Genomic DNA, 24,120 nt, shown 5'->3' with positions numbered 1-24,120 from the left:
GTGACCGACATGTCGGACCGACTGTCCGCGCTCGAAGTCAAGGACGCTGCCCGGCTATGCCTGATGCGCTACATGGACCTGTGCGACGTCCCCGGTTCCCTGGAGCATCCCGAACAGATCGGCGCGCTGTTCACCGGCAATGCGACTTGGGAAGGCATCGGATCGGAGTACACAGGCAAGTTCGGGATCGCTCACGGGCGCGAGGACATCGTCGCTCTGGTCTCTCGATATCTTCCACCAGCCGAACATTTCGTTCGCAACACGCATCTGCTCGGCAGCGAACGGATCCGGGTCGAGCGCGACAGTGCTCACGGTCGATGGATCATGCAACAACTGTCGCTGTACACGGACGGCACGGCCGAACTGCTGTGTGCCCGACTCGAGATCGATTTCGAGATCACCCGCTCGGCGGACATCACGGCCCGCATACACCGATTCCGCACCCAGCGCATGTTCGCGGCACCCCTACCCATCGACGCGATGAGTCATCTGCACTGATGCGGACACCCGCACGTGACGAGTTCGAAGGAAGCAAACACATGACGACGATCGAACATTCGATCCAGAACAATTACGGGGATCTCGTCGGCACCGATCGGGTCGCCGGACGGCTCTACACGGACCCGGAGATCTTCCGTGTCGAGATGGAGAAGATCTTCTACCGCACGTGGGTGTGGGTCGCGCACGAGAGCGAGATCCCTGAGCCCGGTTCGTTCAAGACCACTCAGGTCGGGAATCAGCCGGTGATCGTCACTCGTGACCGCAAGGGAAACTTCAACACCCTCCTGAACCGCTGCCGGCACCGCGGCGCGACCGTCTGCGACCAGCGCAGCGGCAAGGCCAACGGCTTCACGTGCCCGTACCACAACTGGTCCTACGCTCTCGACGGTCGATTGCGCGGTATCCCCTATCCGGACGGCTACGAGGGAGTCATCGACAAGAAGGACTTCCCCCTCCAGACGCTGCGCACCGAGAGCTACCTGGGCATGATCTGGACAACCTTCAACCAGGACGCCGAACCCCTCGAGGATTTCCTCGGTGACGCCAAGCTCTGGATGGAGCGCTTCTTCAAGCAGAGCAACGGACTGCCGACCAAGGTGCTCGGCGTCCACAAGTTCCGCTTCAAGGGCAACTGGAAGATCCAACTGGAGAACACCACGGACGGCTACCACTTCCCGATGGTGCACAAGTCATGGATGGCCTCCGTCGACGCGGAAACCGCCGACATGATGTCGTTCATGGACGATCCGGCCGCCGAGACACATTCGCTCGGCAACGGACACAGCGTCGCGATCATGGCCGCTGCCCACGTCGACCTCGATATTGACGACGGCACCGAGGAGATCCAGCCACGCTTCCAGCATCTCGTCGACGAACTCACCGAGGCCGGGGAGAGTCCGGAGCGGATCCGTCGCTACATGCGCTCGATGCACGGCTGCGGGTTCAACCTCAACACTTTTCCGAATGTGGCGATGTCCTCGTCGTTCTTCCGGGTCTTGATTCCCATCTCCGTCGACGAGACCGAGATCTGGCACATGGCCATCGGCATGGACGGCGGCCCTGAATCCGTCAACCGGGAGCGTCTGCGTATTCACGAGCACTTCCAGGGTCCGTTCGGCTTCGGCAGCCCCGACGATGCGGAGGGCTGGACCCGGGTTCAGATCGGTGCCGGCGGCAATCCCGACATGCCCATTCTCGTCAACCGCGGCGAGGGGCGCGAATACATCACCGAAGAAGGTTGGCCCACTTCACATGTCACCGACGAGACAGGAATGCGCGAGGCCTACGCAATGTGGAAGAAGCTGATGAGCGATGACTGACCTGGGCCTGACCGATCCCCGCGTGTTGCGTGCCATAGAACTGGTGTGGAAGGAGGCCGAAGCCCTCGACGCGAAGGACTACAAGTCCTGGGAGCAGATGTACACCGATGATGGCATCTACGTGATCCCCATCGACCCGGACACGGATGACTTCGCGTCCTCGCTCAACATGGTCTACGACGATGCACGGATGCGCCGACTGCGCGTCCAACGCATGCTCCAGGGTTACTCGCCGTCCGCGGTCGCCGCAGCACGCACCGTCCGCGTGATCTCCCGCTTCACCGTGCAGGAACGCACGGATACCTCGGTCACCCTCCGCTCGGCGCAGATCGTCAATGCCTTCAAACGCAACGCGTTCTTGACCCTCGGCGCGGATCTGACGCACACGATCGTGTTCGACGACGAGGGCGACGACAGGATCGCGCTCAAGGTGGTCCGTCTGATCGACAGTGAGGACGCGGTCAGTGCGTCCGGTTATCTGCTCTGAGAGGCCACCATGAATCCTCATGCCCCGCGTATCGCGGTCGTCACCGGAGCCGCCGGCGGAATGGGCACCGCCATCGCCCGTAAACTGCATACCGACGGCCGGCGGGTGCTCCTCGCCGACCTCGACACCGCCGCGGTCGACGCCCTCGCGGCGGAACTGTCCCCCGACGGGTCCACAGCCCGCGGCATCAAGTTGGACGTCGGCCGCAAGGCGGCCTTCGAGGAAGGCCTCGCAGTCTGTGAAGACCTGTGGGGCACGCCCACCATCGTCGTCAACAACGCAGCGGTCACCCGCGCGGCCGACCTGATGACACTCGGTGAAGACGAGTTCACGGACGTGCTCACCACGAACGTCAACAGCGTCTTCTTCGGCTGTCAGGTGTTCGGAGCGGCGATGGCCGACAAGGGATTCGGTCGCATCGTCAACATGGCTTCGCTCGCGGGCCAGAACGGCGGCACCGCCACCGGCGGGCACTACGCGGCGTCGAAGGGCGCGATCCTGACCGCCACCAAGATCTTCGCGCGAGAACTCGCCGCGCGAGGCGTGACGGTCAACGCGATCTCCCCGGGCCCACACGATCTGCCGGTCGTCCGCAAGACGGTTCCGGCCGACAAACTCGACGGCATCGTTGCCGGCATTCCGGTCGGGCGACTCGGCAGTGCATCGTTCGTCGCTGACACCGTCGCGCTGTTGATCTCCGACGACGCTTTCTTCGTCACCGGTGCCTGCTGGGACATCAACGGCGGCCTGTACCTGCGCTGAGCGTTCCATCCCTATCGGCCCGCACCCGTCGCTACACGAGGAGAACCTGACATGACACTCATCGACGTCATCGTCTCCGACATCACCCAGGAAACACCGACCGTCAAGTCGATCACGCTCGTGAAGGCGGACGGGTCACCGCTGGGTCCGTACCTGCCGGGCGCACACATCGACGTCGAGGGCCCGACAGCGATCACACGTCAGTACTCGCTGTGCAGCACCCCGGACGCACCGGACTCGTTCGTCTTCGCCGTCAAGAAGGAGGCGAACTCACGCGGTGGATCCGCTGCCCTGCACGAACTCTCTGTCGGCGACACCCTCCGCATCAGCACACCTCGGAACCTGCTCGCCATCGCCGAAGAGGCACAGCACCACGTGCTCGTCGCCGCCGGCATCGGCATCACTCCGATGCTGAGTATGGCCCGCTACATGGACGTTCACGGCATCAGCTTCGAACTGCACTACTTCGCCCGCACCGAATCCGAAGCGGCATTCCTGCCGCTGCTGAACGACCGCTGCCCGGACAAGCTGCATCAGCATCTCGGAGTGACGCGCGAGGCCCAGGAGCATGTCCTGAAGGACGAATTCGCCGAATTGCCTCCACACACTCACATCTATACGTGCGGACCGGCGGGGTTCATGGACAAGGTCGTTGCCGTCGCGCGTGAGCACGTCTCCCCCGACGCCATCCACATCGAGAACTTCCACGCCTCGGAGCAACCCGACGCGTCGGCGAACGCCGCATTCGAAGTCGAGCTGGACGGAGAGACCTATCGGATTCCGGCCGATAAGAGCATCGTCGAGGTCCTCCAGGACAACGGTTGCGACGTCGACACCTCCTGCCAGGAAGGCATCTGCGGAACGTGCATCATGCAGGTCCTGGAGGGTTCGCCCGAACACCGCGACAACGTGCTCACCCGTGCCGAGAAGGAATCCGGGGAAGTCATGGCAGTGTGCGTGTCGCGCACGAGAGGGCAGCGACTCGTCCTCGACTACTACTGATCGACCGTGGTCAGGCTTCGTTCGGGACCTCTACGCCGTAGCGGAGGAGGTCCCGAACGAAGGTGCCGATGCTGTCGGAGTCGGTCTTGCTCTTGATCCGAGCCCGATGGACATCGACGGTCTTCACGCTCATCCCCAGCTTGCGGGCGATATTCTGGCTCGGCAGGCCTTCGACGACCAAGGCCAGGATCTGCCGCTCACGCGGCGTCAGCCCCTGGAGTTTCTCCCGCAGCGCTACGCGTGCAGCATGCTCCGCGAAACGCGTCCGAGCGCGCTCGACGCCGGACTGAACCGCGTCGAGCAGCCGTTGCGGATCGTACGGCTTCTCCAGGAAATCCATGGCGCCCTTCTGTAGCGTCGAGACGGACATCCTGATGTCGCCGTGCGCCGAGACGAAGATGATCACCACATGCGGCGCGAACTCGTTGATCCGCTCGTGCAACCTCGTGCCGCTCATGCCCGGCATGCGCACATCGAGCACGATGCAAGCGGGATGCGTGCCGTCGTAGACATCGAGGAAGACATCGGCACTGTGGCAGATGACCGGTCGGATGCCGATGCTCTCCAGAATCCAGTCGACGGAATCGCACAACGCTGGATCGTCGTCGACGACGTACACGGTGGCCTCGGACGCCGGCGCATCGTTGCCGGTCACATGCTCGGCCATGTCAGCTGTCCGCATCCCACGCTGCTTCGGCAGTCCAGTACGGAGCCCCGACTGCGCTTGTCTTCGGCTCCCAGTCGGTGGTGCGGCGGAGCAGGGGTTCTTCACGACGGATCGATACGTCGGCCGCTTCCGGTCCATCCGCCTCCACGGTCCAATGCACCCAGTTGACCTCGCGTCCGTACTCGTCGTGGACGAACAGGTCGACGTGATGCCATCCGTAGTTGAAGGTGTCCTCGTAGCAGGTGAGGAACATCCGATGGTGATTGACCGGGCGCGGTTTCAGCATCGAGAATTCTCCAGTCGTCATCAGGGGCATGGTCTTCGAATCACTCGTCCAGCGGGGGACTTTCGCGGAGAATTGCTTCGAGTCTCTCCCCGACCTCGAACAGGTCATCCTCCCTACCTGGCAGGCCGACGAGCTGTATTCCGAGCGGCAGTCCCGCAGTGGTGCGCGCTCCGGGCACAATCACCACGGGTAGGCCCAGCAACTGCCACGGGCGGCTGAGGATCGGCGAACCGGTCGCCGACAATCCCTTCGGTGCAGGTCCGGTCGCGGCAGGACCGACGATGAGGGATGATCCGTCGAGTATCTCGCCCAACAACTCCCGCGAGCGATCCCGTCGGATCAACGCAGCCGTGTGGTCGGAGACCGAGATTGTCTGTCCCTGCTGCAGCAGATCTCGGATCTGCGGGCTCAGATCGTCCCGCTGCCGTTCGAACTCACGAGCTCGGGTGCGTGCGGCCTCGAAGGCCATGATCGTCGCGTGGTCCTCGGCGAGAGTCTGCACGTGGTCGTCCCAGTCGAGCATTTCCGAATGCAGGCCCAGTCCGGCCAGAACAGACGGAAGACGGCCCAGCAGAGCGATCATCGGAGGGTCGAGATATCCGAGATAGCTTCCGCCCCAGACGAACGCACATTCCGGAAGACCGGACTGAACAGCGGCGGCTGAGCCGAGGAACGCATCGTGGACGTAACGCAGATCGGCGACGGTGCGGGTGAGCAGCCCCAGGGAATCGAGGGAGTCGCTCAGGCCGACAATTCCTGCCATCTCGGTACTGCCGTGGGCGAGAACCAGTCCGGCCGTGCCGCAATAGGACGCCGGTCGGGTCAGGGAACCCGCGGTCTGGGTACCGAGCGCCAACGGCACGGTGCCAGCACCGACCGCGGCGGCGGACCCGCTCGACGATCCTCCGGGCGTGTGCTCGGGTGCATGAGGATTGCGTGTGGGACCCGGACGGAAGTAACCGAACTCGGTCGTGACGGTCTTACCTTGGACGACGGCGCCGAGCGAACGCAATCGTTCCACGCAGGGCGCGTCCGCGACAGCTGCCGCGGCGGATGTGACCGGCGATCCCGCACGGGTCGGCATGCCGGCGACGTCGATCAGGTCCTTCACACCGACGGAAATCCCTCGCAAAGGCAGGTCTCGGCGGTCGGCATCGATCGTCGCGACGTCCTCGGCAGTAGTGCTCGACATTTGCACCCACGCCTGCAGTACGGGTTCCTGAGCGTCGATTGCCGTTCTGGCTCGGGACACGAGTTCCGTCGCCGTCGTCGAACCGGTCCGGACCGACCTCACCTGATCTTCGATGGACACGTCAACCACGGGCGCGTTCACATCATCCTCCTGCAGTCGCTGACCTCCCCATTCTGCCCAGGAAAAGGACGTACCGACAGTAAAGGTTTCCCTCCTACCCGAGTGACGCAAGGCGACATAGGTTTTCCACACCGTTGGGCTTCCGATCACCAACGGAGCACTCGCCGCTCACTCCAGCCCCATTCCCAGCCCACAAGAAAGGCGGCCTCTCATGGCTTCGACCGTGGCGCCGGACAAGATCATCGATCCTTCCGATCCGAAGGCATCGAAGAAGATCGACTTCGGCAGAATGAACCGCAAGGCCTGGTTGATCACTGCACTCCTCGTTCTTTTTCAGATCGTCGCGTTTGCCGACAAGGCCGTACTCGGACTCGTTGCGTCAGAGGCGATCCCGGACCTGGGAATCTCGGCCGTCGAGTTCGGTTTCATCGGCAGTGCGTTCTTCTTCCTCTACGCCGTGGTCTCGGTCGTTACCGGATTTCTCGCAGCGCGGTTCTCGGTGCGGTGGATCATCCTGACGATGGGCGTCGTGTGGGCCGTGATGCAGTTCCCCATGCTGCTCGGTGGCGGCGCCGCGATTCTTCTGGTCACCCGCATCGTTCTCGGCGGCGCCGAGGGCCCGGCCACCGCGATGTCACTGACCTCCGCCCACTCCTGGTTCGAACCCCGACGTCGCGCGCTTCCCTCCAATCTTGTCGCTGCGGGCTCGACCCTCGGTCCGGTCCTCGCCGCACCTGCCCTGGCCTGGGTCATCGGTGCTTGGGGATGGCGCTGGGCGTTCGGTGTCCTCGGTATCGTCGGTCTGGTCTGGGTGATCGCCTGGTTGATCCTGGCCGGCGACGGACCCTACGCGGGCCACGGGAAGAAGGATTCCGCCGGCAAGGATGCCCCCGAGGCGGATGCCGAGTCCGCTCACGAAATCGCCACGGATGATGTCGACAAACAACCGGCCGTCTCGCTCTGGCGGGCATTCGCGAGCTTGACTTTCCTCGCGGCGGTCATCGGCGGAGGTTCGAACTTCTGGGTGCAGGGGTTCGTGACCACCTGGCTACCCCAGTACCTGGGGACCGTGGTCGGACTTTCGTTGTCCCAGGTCGGGACGGTCACCACGATTCCCTGGATCCTGGGAGCGCTCGTGCTTCTCTTCCTCGGATTCCTCGGTCACCGACTGATGCAGCGGGGATACAACGCGCATCGGTCCATCGCGATCCCCTTCGGTATCGCAGCACTCGTTGCCGGTGTGTGCTTCATCCTGGTCCAGGCGGCCTCCGGTGTCGCCGCCGTCGCGTTGCTCTGCATCGCCGCAGGTTGCAGCCTCGCCTACCCGATGACCGCCTCAGCGCTGGCATTCGCGGTTGGCGCACGGCAGCGTCCGATCATGATGGCCACGCTGGGCGGTGTCGCGTCGATCGGCGCAATCATCTCCCCCACCCTCGTCGGATGGCTGATGACGCGCGCGGGGTACGTCTCGCCGCCCTCGGGCACGCCCCTCACCCCCGAGATGGCGAACAACATGGCCGTAGGCGTACATCAAGCCTTCACGATCACCGGTGTCGTCCTGCTCGTCGGCGGCGTGCTGTGCATCCTCTTCCTCCGCCCCGAAGCCCTCGGACGCACCCTCCAGGCGCGTCACCGCAAAGGCTGAACCGAGCCGGATCGATCGTCGTTCCGACCAAGGAGTGCTTATGTCCCTCGACACCGCCAGTATCAACAAGGGCCTGTTCCGCGAGGTGATGGGCCACTATCCCACGGGCGTTGCAGTGATCACCGGACGCGCGGCCGACGGCGAACTGCTCGCCCTCGTCGTCGGGACCTTCAGTTCGGTGTCCCTCGATCCTCCCCTGGTCTCGTTCATGCCGATGAAGACGTCCCAGACCTTCGACAAACTCCGGCGGTGCGAGTCGATATGCATCAATGTCATCGGGGGCGAGCAGGAGGATCTTGTCGCCACGATCGCCCAGCGCTGGGAGAACAAGCTCGACGGCATCGAATGGTCCACCTCTCCGTCCGGCAACCCGGTTCTCGAACAATCGGTCGCCTGGATCGACGCACGCGTGACGAACACGGTCGATGCCGGCGACCATTGGATCGTCCTCTGCGCCGTGAGCGATCTGGCGGTCACCAACCCCGTGGCGCCTCTGATCTACTTCCAGGGCGGTTACGGCAGCTTCGTGAGTACGTCGCTGATCGCTCGGCTGCAGCACGAGATCACCGATTCGATCAGCGCGGCGGAGGCCCTCCGCCCGGAGGTGGAAGCGCTCGCCCACTCGATCGGTTGCGAGATCGCGCTGTATACGACGATCGGCCGGGACGAGATGGTCCGAGTGCTGTCGGCCTTCGGTCCCGGCGTGGAACAGACGAACGGACTCGCACGACGTATCCCGATCGTGCCTCCGATCGGCGACAGTATCGTCTTCGACCTGTCCGAGGACGAACAGGAACGCTGGCTGTCCAGGGCCATCGGAATCGACGAGGACACGAAGGGGGTCTACCGCCGGCGACTCGGTTTCGTACGCGCCCACGGATACGCGCTCTCGCTTCTTCCTCGAGAAGGCCGCACCGCCTACGAGACGATGTGCGAAGCGACGCGACGCTACGAATCAGGTCTGCTCACACCCATGGAGGAACGTGACATCCGGACCGTGATCCCTGGGTCGGACGTCGACTATCGCGTTCAGGAGCTCGATTCTGACGGTCGCTACGATGTCGGGTCCCTCGTCTTCCCTGTACGCGATCCGGAAGGCCGCTGCACCTCGACTTTGCGTCTGGCTCAACTCCCGCTTCGGAGCACCGGCGCGACGGTCGCTGCATGGGTTTCGCATGCCAGAAGCGTCGTCGCAGCACTCGAGGGCGATAGACACCCCCACGGTTCGTAGGCAGTCGAATGCACCTCTTGTGCCTACATCGATCTCGAGGGAACCGCTGTGGACCGCCCGACGGACGGACTGTGCGTGATCGGACAAACGATCACAGAGAAGCGGTGTGGTCCTCCACGATTCGCTCGGCAATTCGAGCGACGGTGACGTTGAGATCCTGCGACAGCGTCCGCAGCATCACGAAGGCGCGGGCGGCATCGACACCGCAGCGCTGCATCAGAAGACCTTTGGCCTGGCCGATGGTGTCTCGGGTGCCCAACGCCGAGCGCAGATGCAGCTCCGCGCGTGCAGCCGTGCGCTCGGCGGCCGCCTGCGCCGCCAGTGCGATGCCCAGCGCTACCGCGGCACCGTCGAAGGCCTGCGGTTTCGATGCGAACAGGTTCAGCGAACCGGCAATGTCGGTGCGGGTGTGGAGTTGGAAGGACAACACGCTGCCGACCCCGACCATCAGGGCTTCTTCCGTGAACTGCGGCCAGCGCATCTCGGATCGGAGGTCGCTGCTGTAGACCACGCTCGTAACTCCGGCCGCATCGATACAGGGGCCACCGGCGTCGCGTTGGATCCGACCGAGTTCCCGGGACAACGACGAGGTCGCTCCGTGGGATTCGAATGTGTCCTTGCCGATGAGGACGATGTCGGCGCACTCGACCCCCGCAATCGTGGCAGCCGCAGCCGCGGTTACTGCGCGCAACGCTTCGCCGAAATCGTGCCGTCCTCTCGGCGGTCTACGGCAGACACCTCAGGAATCGGGTGGCCGACCGTGGGTCGGAGGTCAGAGGGTATGGCCGAGGATGTGGGTAAGGGCGATGAGAGCGGCGAACCAGATGAGAGTTCCGCCGAGTGTGGCGAAGTCTGTGTACATGAGTGGTCTCGATCGTATGCCGGTTGAAGCATCAACGAAGATGTCCGCGGTCACAGTCCGTCACGCACGCGTTCGGCTTCCGCACGCTTGTCCCCACCGGGAATAGATAACCATCGGGTCGCGTTGTGCTGGGCGGATCGGGTGCGTATTCGTGTCCCCCGGGCTCAACCCATTGCCTTCACGGAAGTTCCGTTCGGCTGGAGCCGTGTTGCGCCTTTCGCCGAGAGGCGACCGAACGCACCCGGTCCCTTGACATTTCGAAATTAGATGCGGCACATACCGCAACACGGAATATTCGCTGCCGATGTCCTCCCCCGAGGAGATTGCCGGCCCGTCACGTCGCCCGACAAACACCAGGTTCAGCCGGCACTCGACCGGGTACCTCCGAGAGGACACAACGGTTCGAGAGACGAGCAAGCGCAGGAGGACATGTGCCCACCAAGTTGACCGCCACCGACCTTCGAGAACTCCTCGATTCGACGCTCGACGACCCCGCACTCGTTCTGGAGGAGGGACGGTTCCGCGTTGTCGGAGGTCAGGAGCTGACCGATCAGAACCGACCGTTTCTCGTGGTCACGAGGGAAGACCTCCGGAAGCAACTGCCGCAGGATCGCGACTTCGACGAGAGCGACCTCGAACTGCAGGCGGGCGTGCTCGACTCGACCGTCGCAAACCTCGGCGGGTGAGTACGGAGCCGACACCGGCCGCCGGGTGATCACCTTGTATCGGCCACCGACTGGAACAGTCGGTGACACACTCGAAGAATGAGCGAAGAACCCACATCCGCGCCGGTCTGGAATTACCTGATGGACATGGATGGTGTTCTCGTGCACGAGGATCACCTGATTCCCGGCGCCGACGCGTTTCTGACCGAACTCCGCGATACCGGTACGCCGTTCATGGTGCTCACCAACAATTCCATCCGCACACCCCGAGACCTACGGGCTCGCCTGCTGCTCTCCGGCCTCGACGTTCCCGAGAAGGCGATCTGGACCTCGGCGTTGGCGACGGCGACATTCCTCGCGAATCAACGTCCCGGCGGCAGCGCCTACGTGGTGGGCGAATCCGGATTGACCACCGCGCTGCACGACATCGGTTACGTCCTCACCGACAGCGACCCGGACTACGTCGTCCTCGGAGAGACACGCACCTACTCCTTCGAGGCGATCACCACCGCGATCCGACTGGTCGAACGCGGCGCCCGGTTCATTGCGACCAATCCGGATCCTACCGGCCCGTCACGGGAGGGTTCGCTTCCCGCAACCGGCGCCGTTGCGGCGCTGATCACCCGCGCGACCGGCCGCGAACCCTACTTCGTGGGGAAGCCGAACGCCTTGATGATGCGCTCGGCCCTGCGCGCGATCGGTGCGCACTCCGCACACACGCTGATGATCGGCGACCGCATGGACACCGACATCGTCTGCGGCCTCGAAGCCGGCCTGCAGACGCTGCTGGTCCTGACGGGTATTTCCACCCGTGAATCAGTCGAACGATTCCCCTACCGTCCGACCCGCGTCATCAATTCGGTGGCGGATCTCGTTGGCTCCACAGCTGATCCGTTCTGATTGCGAGATTGTCGGATAGGTCCTGTCGACCCGGTCCGGCAAGGACGCCGGTGACGAGTAGCTGCACCAGACGATCGGCATCGTTGACTGGTCCGCCGCCGCGCCGTGCACCAGACCTGCTCCGCACGCCTGCGGTCGGAACGGTGGTCGCGAACCAGGCAGCTTCGACGGCGAACCCTTCGTCGATGGGCTCGGTGCGCCGTTATGGCTGCGTCCAATCCGGATGGCCCCGCATTGGGTGGCCGACGATCACTCACCGACACCCGATGACACACCATTCGACCACAGCGCGGCCGCACTCGGCAGGGGTACGAGCGCGGCCGCCGCCTATAGGTACTCACGTTTCTGCCAGCCCCACCATCATCGTCAAGATGGCTGGTCCCGCTGCCGCCCTGCGTGCCGAAGTGCCCGCTGCAAGCCCTGCCCGCCGGAATTCGGAACCACCAGTGTCACCACTGGTAAATGACCTGTCTTCGGAAAATGCGGCTCCGTTGCCCCAACCTTCACTCCTACAACATCTGGGATTGGCATCCGCATCCCGAGGCTCGATGTGCCCCGCAGGAGGTGAAAGACTGAGCGAGAACCGGACGCGGGGGCTTGAACCTCACCCTTACGGTTCGGTGTCACCGATACTCGGGTCAGGAGGAAGCGGCATGCTGTCAACGGCCATCGTGGTGTCCCCGCTCTTGGCCAGGTGGAAGTCCCCGCCTCGTGGGTGTTCGGGGTTGGGGTCAGGGGCGTTCACCTCGTTCGTGTCGGGCCTGGCGCATCCGGTAGGACTCACCGTCGGTGAGCACGACGGTGGCGTGGTGCAAGAGCCGGTCGAGGATGCCGGCGGCGGTGGTGTGTTCGGGCAGGAACCGGCCCCACTGCTCGAACGGCCAGTGCGAGGCGACCGCCAGGGATCGGCGTTCGTAGGCGCCGGCGACGAGTCGGAACAGCAACTGGGTGCCGGTGTCGTCCAGCGGCGCGAACCCGACCTCGTCGACGATGATCAGATCTGCCCGCAACAGCGTGTCGATGGTCTTGCCGACAGTGTTGTCGGCCAGGCCGCGGTAGAGGGCTTCGACGAGGTCGGCGGCGGTGAAATAGCGGACCTTGTGCCCGGCGTGCACGGCCGCGATCCCCAACCCGATCAGGGTGTGGGATTTTCCGGTACCCGGCGGGCCGACCAACGCCAGATTGGCGTGGGAACGAACCCATTCCAAACCGATCAGGTAGTCGAATGTGGCTTGTGGGATGGAGGACTCGGCGACGATAAAACTGTCGAGGGTCTTGGCGACGGGGAACGCGGCCGCTTTGAGTCGGGCGGCGATGTTGGAGGCGTCGCGGGCGGCCAACTCCGCTTCGATCAGGGTGCGCAGCACCTCCTCCGGAGTCCAGCGTTGGGTCTTGGCGGTCTGCAGGACCTCGGCGGCGGTGCGGCGGACGGTGGCGAGTTTGAGTCGGCGCAGACCGGCGTCGAGGTCGGCGGGCAACGCCGCGACCGCCGGCGGAACGGCGGTGCTCGAACTGCTCATCGTGCGGTCTCCTCTCGGGTGACGGCGTAGGCGTCGAGAGATCGGGTCGGGGCGGTCGGCAGGTCCAGCACCAGCGCCTCACCGCCGGGGCGGGGTTGGGAACCCCGGCGCCGGCGTCGAGGATGGAACGGACGTCGTCGGCGCGGAACCGCCGGAACGCCACCGCCCGGGTCAGGGCGGCGAGCAGGGCATCGGTGCCGTGCGCGGCCTGCAGGTCCAGGAGCACCGCGAGTTCGGCGGGCAGGCGGGTGTTGGCGGCCGCGGCGGCACCGACGAGGAACTGTTCGGCGACCGGACCGAGTGCGCAGAATCGTTTCTCGACTTCGGTTTTCGGTCGCGGACCACGACTGGGAGCCTGTCGTGGGGTCGGGTAGTGCTCGTCGAGGATCGACGCGGTGCCCGGGGCGGTGAGCGCGTGATCGGCAGCGACCTCCCCTGTGGCGGGGTCGGCGATCAGCAGTCGCCCCTCGCCGGCGGTGACGGTGACGGTGGCCCCGATCAGGCGGGTCGGCACCGAATAGCGGGCCGAGCCGAAGCGGATGCAGGAGAGCTTGTCGACCTTGCGGGTCACCGGTGGCGGCCCGATCTGCAGTCGCAGCGACGGCAGCGGCCCGAGCACGGCCTGTTCCTCGCGCAGGCGCTGGGCGGGGACCGCGTCGATCTCGGTGTGCACCCGGGTGTTGACCTCGATGCACCAGGCCTTCGCGGCGGCGTTCGCGGCGGCCAGGTCCACCGGTCGGCCGGACAGGTCGGCGTCGGTGAGCAGCGGGACGACCAGGTCGCGTTGGGCGTAGCCGACGAGGTGTTCGACGACGCCCTTCGATTCGGGGTCGGCGGCGTGGCAGAAGTCGGGACGGAACCCGTAGTGGGTGGCCATCCGCACGTAGTCCGGGGTCGGGACCACCACGTTCGCCACGACTGCGCCTTTGAGGCAGGCCATCGAAGTCGGCCAGGACCTTGGTGGGCACCCCGCCGATCGCGGCGAGGGCCTCGGCGATCAGCGTCAAGGTGGTGGCGGCGCGTTCGTCGGTGGCGAAGGCGACGAACCGCCACCGTGAATACGCCAGCACCGCGCAGAACAGGTGCAGGCCGGCACCGAGGGTGGCCCAGTCGATGACCAGGTATTCACCCGGTGTCCACACGGCGGGGCGGCGACCGCGGTGATTGTTTTTGCGCCACTTGGTTTTCTCGTCGGCGACGAGGCGGCGGAAGTTGCGGTCCGAGCCGGTGTATCCGGCGGCCGCGGCGATGGGGAGCAGGCGTTTGGCTTCAGATTCTGCCGCGGGACGAGGCGATGCGTTCTGCGACGATCTCGGTGACGGTGTCGTAGTTGCGGGGGCGGGGTTGTCGTGGGGGTGGGGTGTCGCCGGCTTCGAATCGTTCGATGACACGGCGGACGGTTTTGTGGGTGGTGCCGCACATCTCGGCGGCGCCTCGGTAGGTGCCGACCTCGCGGTAGGCGGAAATGATGTCCATGCGGTCCTTCGCAGACTTCAATGGAACTCCCTGGGCGGTGACAGGTGACTGGGTGGCACCTTCACCTTCACCGCTCAGGCCTGGTGTTCCGGTGGGAATCACGACGAACACGAGGCGGGGACTTTCATCTGGCCACCGGTGGGGACCGTTACTCGGCCACCAGTGGGGACTTTCTCATGGCCATGGACAACGTCGAGTACCCATCGCGGCCCGGCCCCGAGATCTTCACCCCCTCCGTTGTGCGGTGAGTACCTCGGTTCTGTCGGTTCGACGGCACCGACACAGGAGCAGGAGGACACTTCCTCCAAGGCCCTGTAACGAGATCGGGAAGGTGCAGATCTGTCCACGCCCACGCGATAGGAGCGGTCCTGCAGGGATGAAGCCGATGAGCGACCCGACGACCGACACAGCCGGACACGATGTGCCCGTCGATCCCCTCGAATCTCTCGATCGCCTACTGCGGGATCTCCGCTCGTCCCGGACCGGCTTGTCCACTCGCGAAGCGCAACGGCGCCTGGGCGTGTCCGGCTTCAATGAGCTGGTTCGCCGCCGCCGCGAAGGCTGGTGGCGGGCACTGGGCCGGCAACTCGTCCATCCGCTCGCCTTGCTGCTGTGGATCGCGGCGGTGCTCGCGGCGGTGTCCGGATCGGCTCCCTTGGGGGCGGCGATCCTGGTGGTGATCGCCCTCAACGCCGCGTTCGCGTTCGTGCAGGAACGCCACGCCGATCAGGCCGTCGAGGCGCTCGCCGCCTATCTGCCCCAGCGTGCCCGGGTTCTGCGCGACGACATCGAAACGGAGATCGACGCGCGGGAGCTGGTACCCGGTGATGTCATCGTGGTCTCCGAGGGAAACCGGGTCTCCGCCGATGCACGTCTGCTCGACGGCGTCGCCGAAATCGACGCCTCGACACTGACGGGGGAATCGGCGCCGGTGCGGGTGAGCGCGGACAGCGCCGACAGTCATGTCCCATTGATCCACGCCCGTGATCTGGTGTTCAGCGGCACGACGTGCGTCACCGGGGAGGCGACGGCGGTGGTGTTCGCCACCGGTATGAACACCGAACTCGGCCGGATCGCCGCGTTGTCCCAGCGCGGCGGCCATCAGGAAAGTCCCCTCGAGAGGCAGGTCAAGCGGGTCGCCTGTCTGATCGCCGTCGTGGCCATCGGGATGGGTGCGGCGTTCATTCCACTCGGCACGCTGCTGGCCGGACTGTCTCTGGGTGATTCGGTGACCTTCGCGATCGGATTGATCGTCGCCAATGTCCCCGAAGGACTACTTCCGACGATCACTCTCGCGCTGGCCGTGGGCGTGCGCCTGTTGGCCCGGCAAGGTGCACTGGTCAAGCGGATCTCGGCGGTCGAGACGCTCGGTTCGACGAGTGTGATCTGCACCGACAAGACCGGGACGTTGACCGTGAACCGGATGACCGTAACGCAGGTGTGGACCAGTCAGGGGATCGTCGACTTCGACTCTCTCCCTGAATTGTCCGTGCCGGATCCGGTCGCGGAGCGGTTACTGAGGGCGGCGGTGTGGTGCAGTAACGCGGAACCGGCACCAGCCGTGGGCACCACGCGCATCGGGGAACACGAAACGGACACCGGTATCGGTGATCCGACCGAACTCGCACTGCTCGAAGCCGCCGCGCGTCTCCACATCGAACCCCGCCGCGACAAGGACGGCAGGCTGACGCAGTTCCACTTCGATCCCGCGCTGCGGCGGATGTCGACGATCGATCGTGTCGGCCACACCGTCGTCGTACACACCAAAGGCGCCCCGGAGGAAGTCCTCGCCCGCTGCGCCCATCTCGCCGAAGCCACCGGCACCAGACCGTTGACGGACGCCGATCGCACTACGATCGAGGCGATCATCGCCGATTGGGCGCGACGAGGTCGGCGACTATTGGCGATCGCCGAACGCCCTCTCGGACCGTCCGAAGTTCCGGCAGATCTGACCCGGGATCAGGCAGAGCAGGGTTCGACGTTGCTCGGGATCACCGCGATGATCGATCCGCCCCGCCCCGAGGTCCCCGAGGCCGTGGACCGCTGCCATTCGGCGGGAATCCGCTTGATCGTCGTCACCGGCGATCATGCGCTCACCGCCCGGGGGATCGCCGAGAGCGTGCACATCGGGCACCGGGGTCTGCGGGTGATCGGCGGAGACGAAGCGGACGCGATGTCCGATCGGGAACTCGACGCCACCCTGGCCGGGGACGACGAGATCGTCTTCGCCCGTAGCTCCCCAGAGTCGAAACTACGCATCACCGACGCTCTGCAGGAATCGGGGCATATCGTCGCAATGACCGGCGACGGCGCCAACGATGCGCCGGCCTTGCGGCAGGCCGATATCGGGGTGGCGATGGGACGCTCGGGCACCGATGTCGCACGCGAAGCCGCGGTGATGGTCCTTGTCGACAACAATTTCGCCTCGATCGTCGGGGCCATCGAAGCGGGCCGTCGTGTCTACGACAACGTCCGCAAGTTCATCGTCTACATCTTCGCGCATGCCACCCCCGAGGTCGTGCCGTTCCTCGCCTATGCCCTCACCAGCGGCGCGATCCCCCTGCCGCTGACGATCATGCAGATCCTTGCGGTCGATCTCGGCACCGAGACTCTTCCGGCGTTGGCGCTCGGTCGGGAGAACGCCGAACCGGACCTGATGCGACGCCCCCCTCGGCCCCGGTCGCAGCCGGTGATCGACGGCCCCATGCTCGCCCGGGCCTGGGGGCTGCTCGGTGGCATCTCCGCCGTCCTGGTGATGGCATTGTTCCTGCTCACCCTGCACATCGGCGGATGGACCTTCGGCGCTGACACCAGCACGGGTGAACTGCACCACACCTGGCAGCAGGCAACAACGATGACCTTCCTCGGTATCGTGGCCTGTCAGATCGGCACCGCCATGGCTGCCCGTACCAGCCGCAGCTCCCTCATCCGTATCGGCTTGACCACCAATCCGATGCTGCTGTGGGGCATCGCCTTCGAAATCGTGTTCGCGGCAGCCGTCGTAGTTCTTCCGCCGTTGCAATCCGTCTTCGGTACCGCGGTGCCGCAACTGTGGTTGCTGGCACTGTTGATCCCCCTGCCGGTGATCGTGTGGGGATGCGACGAGGCCTTCCGCTGGTGGTTACGAACCCACCGTTGACAGGTCGTTCACTCCACTGCCGAGGACCACTGTGCTTCGGCAGATTCTGGGGGACGTGCGACCGTTGGACCGGAGTCGAGAACACCGTGTCCGGGACACAGCGCCTCATCGCCTCGTTGCACACCGTCCGGTGGGCACTCGCGCACGCGCGCATGAGGGACCGCGGACTGAACGATGGAATCTTCTCGGTGTCGGTTCAGGGAGCGGAGCGGTCCACCGAGGCTGTGAAGCCTCCGTCACTGCGCGCATCGGCGAGGGTGATCTTCACTTCTACGATTGGTCCCGGCGCGCTGCCGTTTCGCGACCAGCCCATGTCCCGAAGGACCTGCAGCATCGTGGTGTTCTCCGAGAGCACGAATGCAGACAGGTGCCGAATCCCGTGTGCCCAGGCGATACCGACCAGACGTTGCAGCAGAGCGGTTCCGATGCCGTGATGTTGCATGGGGTGACTGACAGCGACCGCGCATTCCGCCGATACCCCATCGGAGGCGGAGCCAGGATCGGGATCGAGCACGGTGTAGTTCGCGACACCGACGACCGTCCCATCGTCGAACGCCCCCAGGCTCACATGCCTATCGTCCTGCCGACACAGCATTTCCACCAGTTCGTCGACGTGACGCGGGGCCACCGTGAAGAACCTCATATAGGTGTCATGTTCGGTGAGATGCTCGTGCAAAGCTCGCACGGCGCCCTCGTCCTGCGGACCCAACGGCCGAATGACCAGGTCGGCCCTGACCGACTGCTGTGTAGTGGTCCCCATCGGATACATCCCTCCGAAAGCTCGGCGATGACCGTCCTGTTCCCGGACCCACCCGCACATGCGGCCCCGGCTCATGGCCACGAGTCTGACATACGATTCGCCTCATGCGCTGACCAGTCTCGCCGCACCCGCCACATACTCGTCCGTTCACGACCACCCTTTCGGGGCGCGACGGTCATCGGCACCGTTCGGTTGTGAAAGACTTTGCCCCAACGGCCATATCGTCGCATCGAGTCTCGATACGGAGAAGGCACTCGATACGGAGGAGGTATCGCATGCCCCGGCCACTCTCGATTGCTCGCGTCGCCCGTCCTATCGGCGCACCCTGACACGCTCTGTCCGAGCTCGAGGGCACCGCTGAGCGGTCCGCCCCAGCTATGACCACACTCCTGCCACCTGCTGCACGTCGCCGGATCGACCACGCGGCACGCCGAGGGCCGCAGCCGCACGACTCGAGATGTCCGGGCAGATCCGGCTCGGTTCTCGGAGACCGTTCACCGCCGTCCAACTCCTCGCTCCGAGGACCGGGTTCATCGGGGCTGCGACAACTCGGATCGGCCGCGCGTCCGTAGCGGGGTACGACCGTTTCACTGCCGGGCATGACCATCGCCTCGCCGGTCCCCGCGCGACAGATCCCGTTTGGTGGTTACTTCGCGTCGACGGCGATGGTGCGCGGGATTCGCCCGAGGACCAGCAATCCGGGCAGGCCGGCCGACGACGGGTCAACGAACAAGCGCAGTTCCGGAGGGTGGGGTTGAGCCTTGCCCGACAGGCGGGCGGGGATGCCACGCATGAAGAACGATGTCGTCGGTAGGAAATCGTCGTCCACCGCATTCACGCGCTCGTGTCGAACAGGTCCTTGCACAGGTGCATATTGGGACGCATACTCCGCACACGGTGCAGGACGTGGTTCGTCCGCCGTTGCAGTCCGTCTTCGGTACCGCGGTGCCGGAGCTGTGGTTGCTGGCTCTGATGATCCCGCTGGCGGTGATCGTGTGGGGATGCGACGAGCTGCCCCAAATGGGGGCGTCGGACTCGAAACGGAGCGCAACGCCGATGAAGCACCAACCGATGAAACGCTGGCTGGCGAGGTGGATCGCGGTGGTGACGGCAGGAGAAGCGGTGGGTTTCGCTGTGCCTGCCGCCATCGGTGTCCTCACGCGGGATTCCGCGTCGGCATTTCCCTTGCTCCTGGTCGCCGGTGCCGTGGAAGGAGCGATCCTGGGACTCTCGCAGGCGACGGTACTGCACGGGCAATTGCCATATTTGTCGAAACGGAGATGGGTGGTGCTCACAGCTGCAGCGGCGATGTCGGCGTACGCGATCGGGCTGTTGCCCTCCACCCTCGCGGCGTGGTGGACGAGTTGGCCGCTGATCGTGCAGGTGCTCTTCTTCGGAGCGGGTGCTGTCGTCCTGCTGATATCGATCGGCCTCGCTCAATGGCTCGAACTGCGCCATCATCTTTCCGGCGCGACATGGTGGATACCCGCCACCGCTCTCAGCTGGCTTGTCGGTCTCGCTGTCTTCTTTGCGGTGGCCCCACCACTCTGGCATCCCGACCAATCCCCTGCTCTCGCAGTGACGATCGGACTCGTCGCCGGCGTCGGCATGGCATTTGCCATGGCGGCGGTGACGGGCTGGGCCATGACGGTCCTGCTCAGGCGGCAGACCTCCTCCGTCTCCCGAGCTGCGGAGTCTCGACAGGGGCGACCGTGAACGCAGTCGACGAGATTCCTTGCAGAACTCCGCCGGATCGGCTTCACTGGTCTCCAATGGAGGGGAGTATCCCCCAACTGTCTCGTCGTCACGACGGCCCGGTGATCCGGTCCCGGCGAACGGGCCCGCCTCGGGCGGGCGGGAAAGACCTCCGGTTGATCATGAACCGGAGGTGTGTCGATGACTGTTCCGTTCTGGGCGTGGGCCGCGGTGCTCGGCTTCATCGTGGCCATGCTTGCGATCGACCTGTTCGCCCACCGCCGCGCCCATGTGATCGGGGTACGCGAGGCGGCGGTCTGGTCGGCCGTCTGGGTCGGCTTCGGGATCGGGTTCGGTGTTCTGATCTAGCTCAACGCCGGCGCGGAGTTCGGCCGGCAGTACTTCGCGGGGTACCTGATCGAGAAGTCCCTTGCGGTGGACAACGTTTTCGTGTGGGCGATCATCTTCACGTACTTCGCGGTTCCTCGCCGGTTGCAGCACCGGGTGCTTTTCCTCGGGGTACTGGGAGCGTTGGTCTTCCGTGGTCTGTTCATCGCTGCCGGGTCGGTGCTGATCGCCAGTTTCGGGGCCATCCTGTATCTGTTCGCAGCATTCCTGATCGTCACCGGCTGTCGGATGCTGCGCCGCCGCGACGAGCACCTCGATCCGGAACGCTCGCGCACGTTACGCCTGTTCCGCCGCTACGTACCGATGACCGACGCCTTCTACGAGCAGAAGTTCTTCGTTCGGATCGGTGGCACACTGCTGGCCACTCCCCTGCTGGCGGTGCTGGTACTGGTAGAGGTCACCGATATCGTCTTCGCCGTCGACTCCATTCCGGCGATCTTCGCGGTCACCGACATTCCGTTCCTGGTATTCACGGCCAACGCGTTCGCCATCCTGGGCCTGCGAGCGATGTACTTCCTTCTCGCCGATCTGATCCACCGCTTCATCTACCTGAAGGTCGGCCTGGCGCTGGTACTCGTCTGGGTAGGAATCAAGATGGCACTGAAGATCGACGTGTTCTACATCCCCACCACGATCTCGTTGGCCGTGGTGACCACGATCATCGGCGTCTCCGTTGCTGCGAGTCTGTACGTCACCCGCGGCCGGGGACGTCAGGCCCCTCCGGTCACTGAGACTCCGTTCCGCAGCGCCACTGCGGCGGAACTCGCTGCCGCAGCACCCCTATGGACGCGGACACGCACACGTTTCCCGGCTCGACCGGACGACACCGACACCGACAACGACACCGAGTCTCGGACTTCGGCGACCCGCTCCGACAACTGACCGGAACAAGGATTCATTCGCGTGCCACCATGTCAGCGAGGCACGGGGAGGACATTCACATGCTCGACGACATCGAGACCCTACTGGTGAAGCGGAAAGAGGTCGGAGCTCGCATTGGTGGGGTGCGTTTGTGGGAGAAGTGGACTCCGGGACTGAGCGCGAGTCTCGCCGACCCGCAGCGGCAGATCGAAAACGACGGTTGGAAACAGGTCGCTCTCGGATCCGAGGCATGGGATCTGACGTATCGACGCTCTGTCGAAGTGCCCACCGGGTAGAGGGCGCCGATCTTCACGCCTGCGCGCGGCGGGCGCGGTCGAGCAGGATGCGTTGTTCCGCTCGCGCCACCGTCCGTCTCGTCTGCGCCGCGGCGTCGGGCGTAACCGACACGGAGGTGATACCGCGCCGGACGAGATGTTCCGCCAGGTCGGTGCTCGTCGACACGGCCTGACCGCACAGCGACGTCGTCAGTCCCGCGGCCGACGCGCGCTCGATGATGTGATCGATCGCGTCGAGCACCGCGGGGTCGAGGGTGTCGAACAGGTCCTTGCACACCTCCGAGTCCCGATCGACCCCGAGCATCAACTGCGTGAGGTCGTTGGTTCCGATGGACACACCGTGGATGCCGAGCTTCGCGTATTCCGGCAACCAGTAGACGACCGACGGGACCTCGGCCATGATCCAGCGCAGCATACGCTGGTCGGAGCCGAGCGGATGCCGGTCGAGTTGGGCGAGGCAGTCCCGCAGTTCCCAGCGGGTGCGCACGAACGGGATCATCAGGTGCACGTTCGGGTGCGTGCTCCGAACCCGGTGCAGCACATCGAGATTCAGGGAGAACAGTTCCGGATCCCGAATGTACCGGAAGCATCCGCGGTAGCCGATCATCGGGTTCTCTTCGTGGGGTTCGACCTCACCGCCCTCGAGGTCGGCGAACTCGTTGCTGCGCAGGTCGATCGCGCGGTACACGACCGGACGCGGTGCGAACGCCGCCGCGATCCGCGCGAGGCCACCCGCCATCTTCTCCACATATTCGTTGCGACGGCCCTGCGCGATCATGTGCGAGGGATGTTCCCCCGCGAGCGCTTCGGTGATCATGAACTCGGCGCGCAGCAGACCGACGCCGTCGACATCGGTCGCGGCGACCGCCTCCGCGGCGTCGGGGGTGGCGAGATTGACGTAGACCGCTGTGGCCGTGACAGTCTCGGCGGAGAGAGTCGATGTCGCCGGCGCGGACACCGCCGCGACGGGCCGCTCGGCGGTGTGGACCGCCCCATCGAACACCACACCGGCGTTGCCGTCCACGGTGATCAGCTGCCCGTCGTGCAGATCGGTGGTGGCGGTCCGGGCACCGACCACCACGGGCTTGCCCAGTTCGCGTCCGACGATCGCCGCGTGGCAGGTGATACCGCCACCGTCGGTGACGATGCCGCCGGCACGCCGCAGGATCGGCAGCCAGTCCGGGCGGGTCATCGGGGCAACGATGATCTCCCCGTCGGTCAGGCGTGTGCCGTCCGCCAGTTCATGAAGGACCCGCACCCGTCCGGTCGCCGAACCGGGACCGGCACCGAGGCCGGTCAGCAACGGTCGCGCCTCACCGTTTCCAGACGGTCCCGCCGTCGCGTTCCCCGCCGCCGCAGGCTTGTCGAGGGTGGTGATCGGACGGGTCTGCACGATCCACAACTCGTCGTCGGCGAACGCGAACTCGAGGTCCTGGGGGCGCCCGTAGTGTTCTTCGACTCCGGCGGCCAGGCGCGCGACGCGCAGGAGTTGCTCGTCGTCGAGGACCCGGGTGCGGCGCGCGGGGTCGACGGCGACGCGACTGTCCCCGCTGTCGGTGGAGGTGATGCGGAATTCCTGATGACCGAGGTGCACGTCGAGCACCGCGAAGCCGTCCTTCGCCACGACATAGGTGTCGGGTTCGACCTGCCCGCCGACGACGACCTCACCGAGACCGAGCGCTGCTTCGACGACGATCCGATCGAGTTCGCCCGTGCGCGGGTCGGCCGTGAACGCCACCCCGGACGACTCGGACTTCACCATCACCTGCACGACCACGGCTATGGACGGTTCGTCGGTCACCCCACGCAGCCCTCGGTAGGTGCGGGCGCGTTCGGACCACAACGACGCCCAACACCGCTGCACCGCGCGCACCACGGCATCGGCGCCGATGATGTTCGTGTACGACTCGTGGATACCGGCGAACGAGGTATCCGCGGCGTCCTCCGCGGGAGCGGACGACCGCACCGCGACCGGCACATCGGGACCGAGGCTCTCGTAGGCGGAGACGATCGCCGCGCGCATCCCGGCCGGCACGGTCGAATCCGTCACCAGGGCGGCGAGCTCGGCGGAGGTGCGTATCAGGGTGGCGTCGTCGATGTCGGCGGCAGGTGCCGCCTCGGCGGCCAGCCGGGATCGGACGCCGGCTGCGTCCATCGCGTCGAGATACGCATCGGTGGTGACGGCGAACGCCGGCGGTACCGGAAACCCCGCCCGGGTGAGTTCACCCAGATTGGCGGACTTGCCACCGACCGTCGGCGCGTCGGCGGCGCCGACCTCCGCGATCGGTCGTACCCACAGATTGTCTTCGGCCATGGTTGACTCCCC

Annotated in this window: 20 protein-coding genes and 2 pseudogenes; 13 read left to right on the top strand and 9 right to left on the bottom strand. The window is 65.3% G+C overall.

Features of this window, described 5'->3' with window-relative positions:
- From C6Y44_RS13530 to C6Y44_RS13510, 5 genes are read left to right on the top strand one after another with little or no spacing between them, the layout of a single operon-like run.
- Positions 1 to 498 carry a nuclear transport factor 2 family protein gene (locus tag C6Y44_RS13530; protein WP_016690749.1) on the top strand — a complete coding sequence of 166 codons (498 nt, stop codon included), beginning with the start codon at positions 1 to 3 and terminating at the stop codon, positions 496 to 498.
- 41 nt (positions 499 to 539) lie between these two features.
- Complete coding sequence (locus C6Y44_RS13525) at positions 540 to 1,820, top strand: aromatic ring-hydroxylating oxygenase subunit alpha (RefSeq protein ID WP_026060859.1); 1,281 nt, start codon at positions 540 to 542, stop codon at positions 1,818 to 1,820.
- Complete coding sequence (locus C6Y44_RS13520; protein ID WP_026060858.1) at positions 1,813 to 2,307, top strand: aromatic-ring-hydroxylating dioxygenase subunit beta; 495 nt, start codon at positions 1,813 to 1,815, stop codon at positions 2,305 to 2,307. The genes C6Y44_RS13525 and C6Y44_RS13520 overlap by 8 nt, the downstream gene beginning before the upstream one ends.
- Before the next feature lie 9 nt (positions 2,308 to 2,316).
- Complete coding sequence (locus C6Y44_RS13515; RefSeq protein WP_145708904.1) at positions 2,317 to 3,069, top strand: SDR family NAD(P)-dependent oxidoreductase; 753 nt, start codon at positions 2,317 to 2,319, stop codon at positions 3,067 to 3,069.
- Between the two features lie 51 nt (positions 3,070 to 3,120).
- Complete coding sequence (locus C6Y44_RS13510) at positions 3,121 to 4,071, top strand: PDR/VanB family oxidoreductase (protein WP_016690745.1); 951 nt, start codon at positions 3,121 to 3,123, stop codon at positions 4,069 to 4,071.
- A 10-nt stretch (positions 4,072 to 4,081) separates the two neighbouring features.
- On the opposite strand, the gene C6Y44_RS13505 is transcribed toward C6Y44_RS13510, so the two are convergent.
- The 3 genes from C6Y44_RS13505 to C6Y44_RS13495 are packed head-to-tail and all read right to left on the bottom strand — an operon-like array spanning position 4,082 to position 6,357.
- A complete protein-coding gene (locus tag C6Y44_RS13505) occupies positions 4,082 to 4,738 on the bottom strand; it encodes a response regulator transcription factor (protein ID WP_192378461.1) in 657 nt (218 codons plus the stop codon).
- A gap of 1 nt (position 4,739) precedes the next feature.
- Positions 4,740 to 5,024, bottom strand: a complete 285-nt coding sequence (locus tag C6Y44_RS13500; protein WP_026060857.1) for a hypothetical protein — start codon at positions 5,022 to 5,024, stop codon at positions 4,740 to 4,742.
- Between the two features lie 40 nt (positions 5,025 to 5,064).
- Positions 5,065 to 6,357, bottom strand: a complete 1,293-nt coding sequence (locus C6Y44_RS13495) for an amidase (protein ID WP_145708906.1) — start codon at positions 6,355 to 6,357, stop codon at positions 5,065 to 5,067.
- Positions 6,358 to 6,547: 190 nt separating this feature from the next.
- Here C6Y44_RS13495 and C6Y44_RS13490 point away from each other — a divergent pair, with 190 nt between their 5' ends.
- A complete protein-coding gene (locus tag C6Y44_RS13490) occupies positions 6,548 to 7,981 on the top strand; it encodes an MFS transporter (RefSeq protein WP_120282741.1) in 1,434 nt (477 codons plus the stop codon).
- A 40-nt stretch (positions 7,982 to 8,021) separates the two neighbouring features.
- Positions 8,022 to 9,212: a flavin reductase family protein gene (locus C6Y44_RS13485; RefSeq protein ID WP_192378460.1), complete on the top strand. Its 1,191-nt coding sequence runs from the start codon at positions 8,022 to 8,024 to the stop codon at positions 9,210 to 9,212.
- Between the two features lie 91 nt (positions 9,213 to 9,303).
- Here C6Y44_RS13485 and C6Y44_RS13480 read toward each other — a convergent pair whose 3' ends face one another.
- A complete protein-coding gene (locus tag C6Y44_RS13480) occupies positions 9,304 to 9,903 on the bottom strand; it encodes an ANTAR domain-containing protein (RefSeq protein ID WP_016690739.1) in 600 nt (199 codons plus the stop codon).
- A gap of 602 nt (positions 9,904 to 10,505) precedes the next feature.
- Between C6Y44_RS13480 and C6Y44_RS13475 the strand changes: the two genes are divergently transcribed.
- Positions 10,506 to 10,760, top strand: coding sequence for a hypothetical protein (locus tag C6Y44_RS13475; RefSeq protein ID WP_016690737.1), 255 nt, complete (start codon positions 10,506 to 10,508; stop codon positions 10,758 to 10,760).
- A 78-nt stretch (positions 10,761 to 10,838) separates the two neighbouring features.
- On the top strand, positions 10,839 to 11,639 hold the full coding sequence (locus tag C6Y44_RS13470) for an HAD-IIA family hydrolase (RefSeq protein ID WP_016690736.1): 801 nt from the start codon (positions 10,839 to 10,841) through the stop codon (positions 11,637 to 11,639).
- A 731-nt stretch (positions 11,640 to 12,370) separates the two neighbouring features.
- On the opposite strand, the gene istB is transcribed toward C6Y44_RS13470, so the two are convergent.
- Together istB and istA are read right to left on the bottom strand one after the other, a co-directional pair.
- Positions 12,371 to 13,159 carry an IS21-like element helper ATPase IstB gene (gene istB, locus C6Y44_RS13465; RefSeq protein ID WP_024101627.1) on the bottom strand — a complete coding sequence of 263 codons (789 nt, stop codon included), beginning with the start codon at positions 13,157 to 13,159 and terminating at the stop codon, positions 12,371 to 12,373.
- Positions 13,156 to 14,656 (bottom strand): annotated as a pseudogene (gene istA, locus C6Y44_RS13460) (IS21 family transposase). Before istA ends, istB begins: the two are co-directional and overlap by 4 nt.
- Before the next feature lie 364 nt (positions 14,657 to 15,020).
- Here istA and C6Y44_RS13455 point away from each other — a divergent pair.
- A complete protein-coding gene (locus C6Y44_RS13455) occupies positions 15,021 to 17,774 on the top strand; it encodes a cation-translocating P-type ATPase (protein WP_318653637.1) in 2,754 nt (917 codons plus the stop codon).
- Between the two features lie 196 nt (positions 17,775 to 17,970).
- Here the strand turns inward: C6Y44_RS13455 and C6Y44_RS13450 are convergent, their stop codons facing one another.
- Entirely contained in the window at positions 17,971 to 18,543 is a 573-nt protein-coding gene (locus C6Y44_RS13450; RefSeq protein ID WP_145692042.1) for a GNAT family N-acetyltransferase, read from the bottom strand.
- Between the two features lie 637 nt (positions 18,544 to 19,180).
- Positions 19,181 to 19,363, bottom strand: a complete 183-nt coding sequence (locus C6Y44_RS13445) for a hypothetical protein (protein ID WP_159418241.1) — start codon at positions 19,361 to 19,363, stop codon at positions 19,181 to 19,183.
- A 77-nt stretch (positions 19,364 to 19,440) separates the two neighbouring features.
- On the opposite strand from C6Y44_RS13445, the gene C6Y44_RS13440 reads away from it, so the two are divergent.
- The 3 genes and pseudogenes from C6Y44_RS13440 (at position 19,441) to C6Y44_RS13430 (ending at position 21,794) form a co-directional block, all read left to right on the top strand.
- Positions 19,441 to 20,250: a hypothetical protein gene (locus C6Y44_RS13440; protein WP_225623562.1), complete on the top strand. Its 810-nt coding sequence runs from the start codon at positions 19,441 to 19,443 to the stop codon at positions 20,248 to 20,250.
- Positions 20,251 to 20,430: 180 nt separating this feature from the next.
- Positions 20,431 to 21,519 (top strand): annotated as a pseudogene (locus C6Y44_RS13435) (TerC family protein).
- 59 nt (positions 21,520 to 21,578) lie between these two features.
- Entirely contained in the window at positions 21,579 to 21,794 is a 216-nt protein-coding gene (locus tag C6Y44_RS13430) for a hypothetical protein (protein WP_159418244.1), read from the top strand.
- Between the two features lie 13 nt (positions 21,795 to 21,807).
- Here the strand turns inward: C6Y44_RS13430 and ppsA are convergent, their stop codons facing one another.
- Entirely contained in the window at positions 21,808 to 24,108 is a 2,301-nt protein-coding gene (gene ppsA, locus C6Y44_RS13425; RefSeq protein WP_159418245.1) for a phosphoenolpyruvate synthase, read from the bottom strand.
- Positions 24,109 to 24,120 lie beyond the last annotated feature (12 nt).

The sequence above is a fragment of the Rhodococcus rhodochrous genome, from assembly GCF_014854695.1.
Taxonomy (GTDB): domain Bacteria; phylum Actinomycetota; class Actinomycetes; order Mycobacteriales; family Mycobacteriaceae; genus Rhodococcus.
Note: the sequence above shows the minus strand (reverse complement) of the source record. Positions and strands in the feature narration are given on the sequence as shown.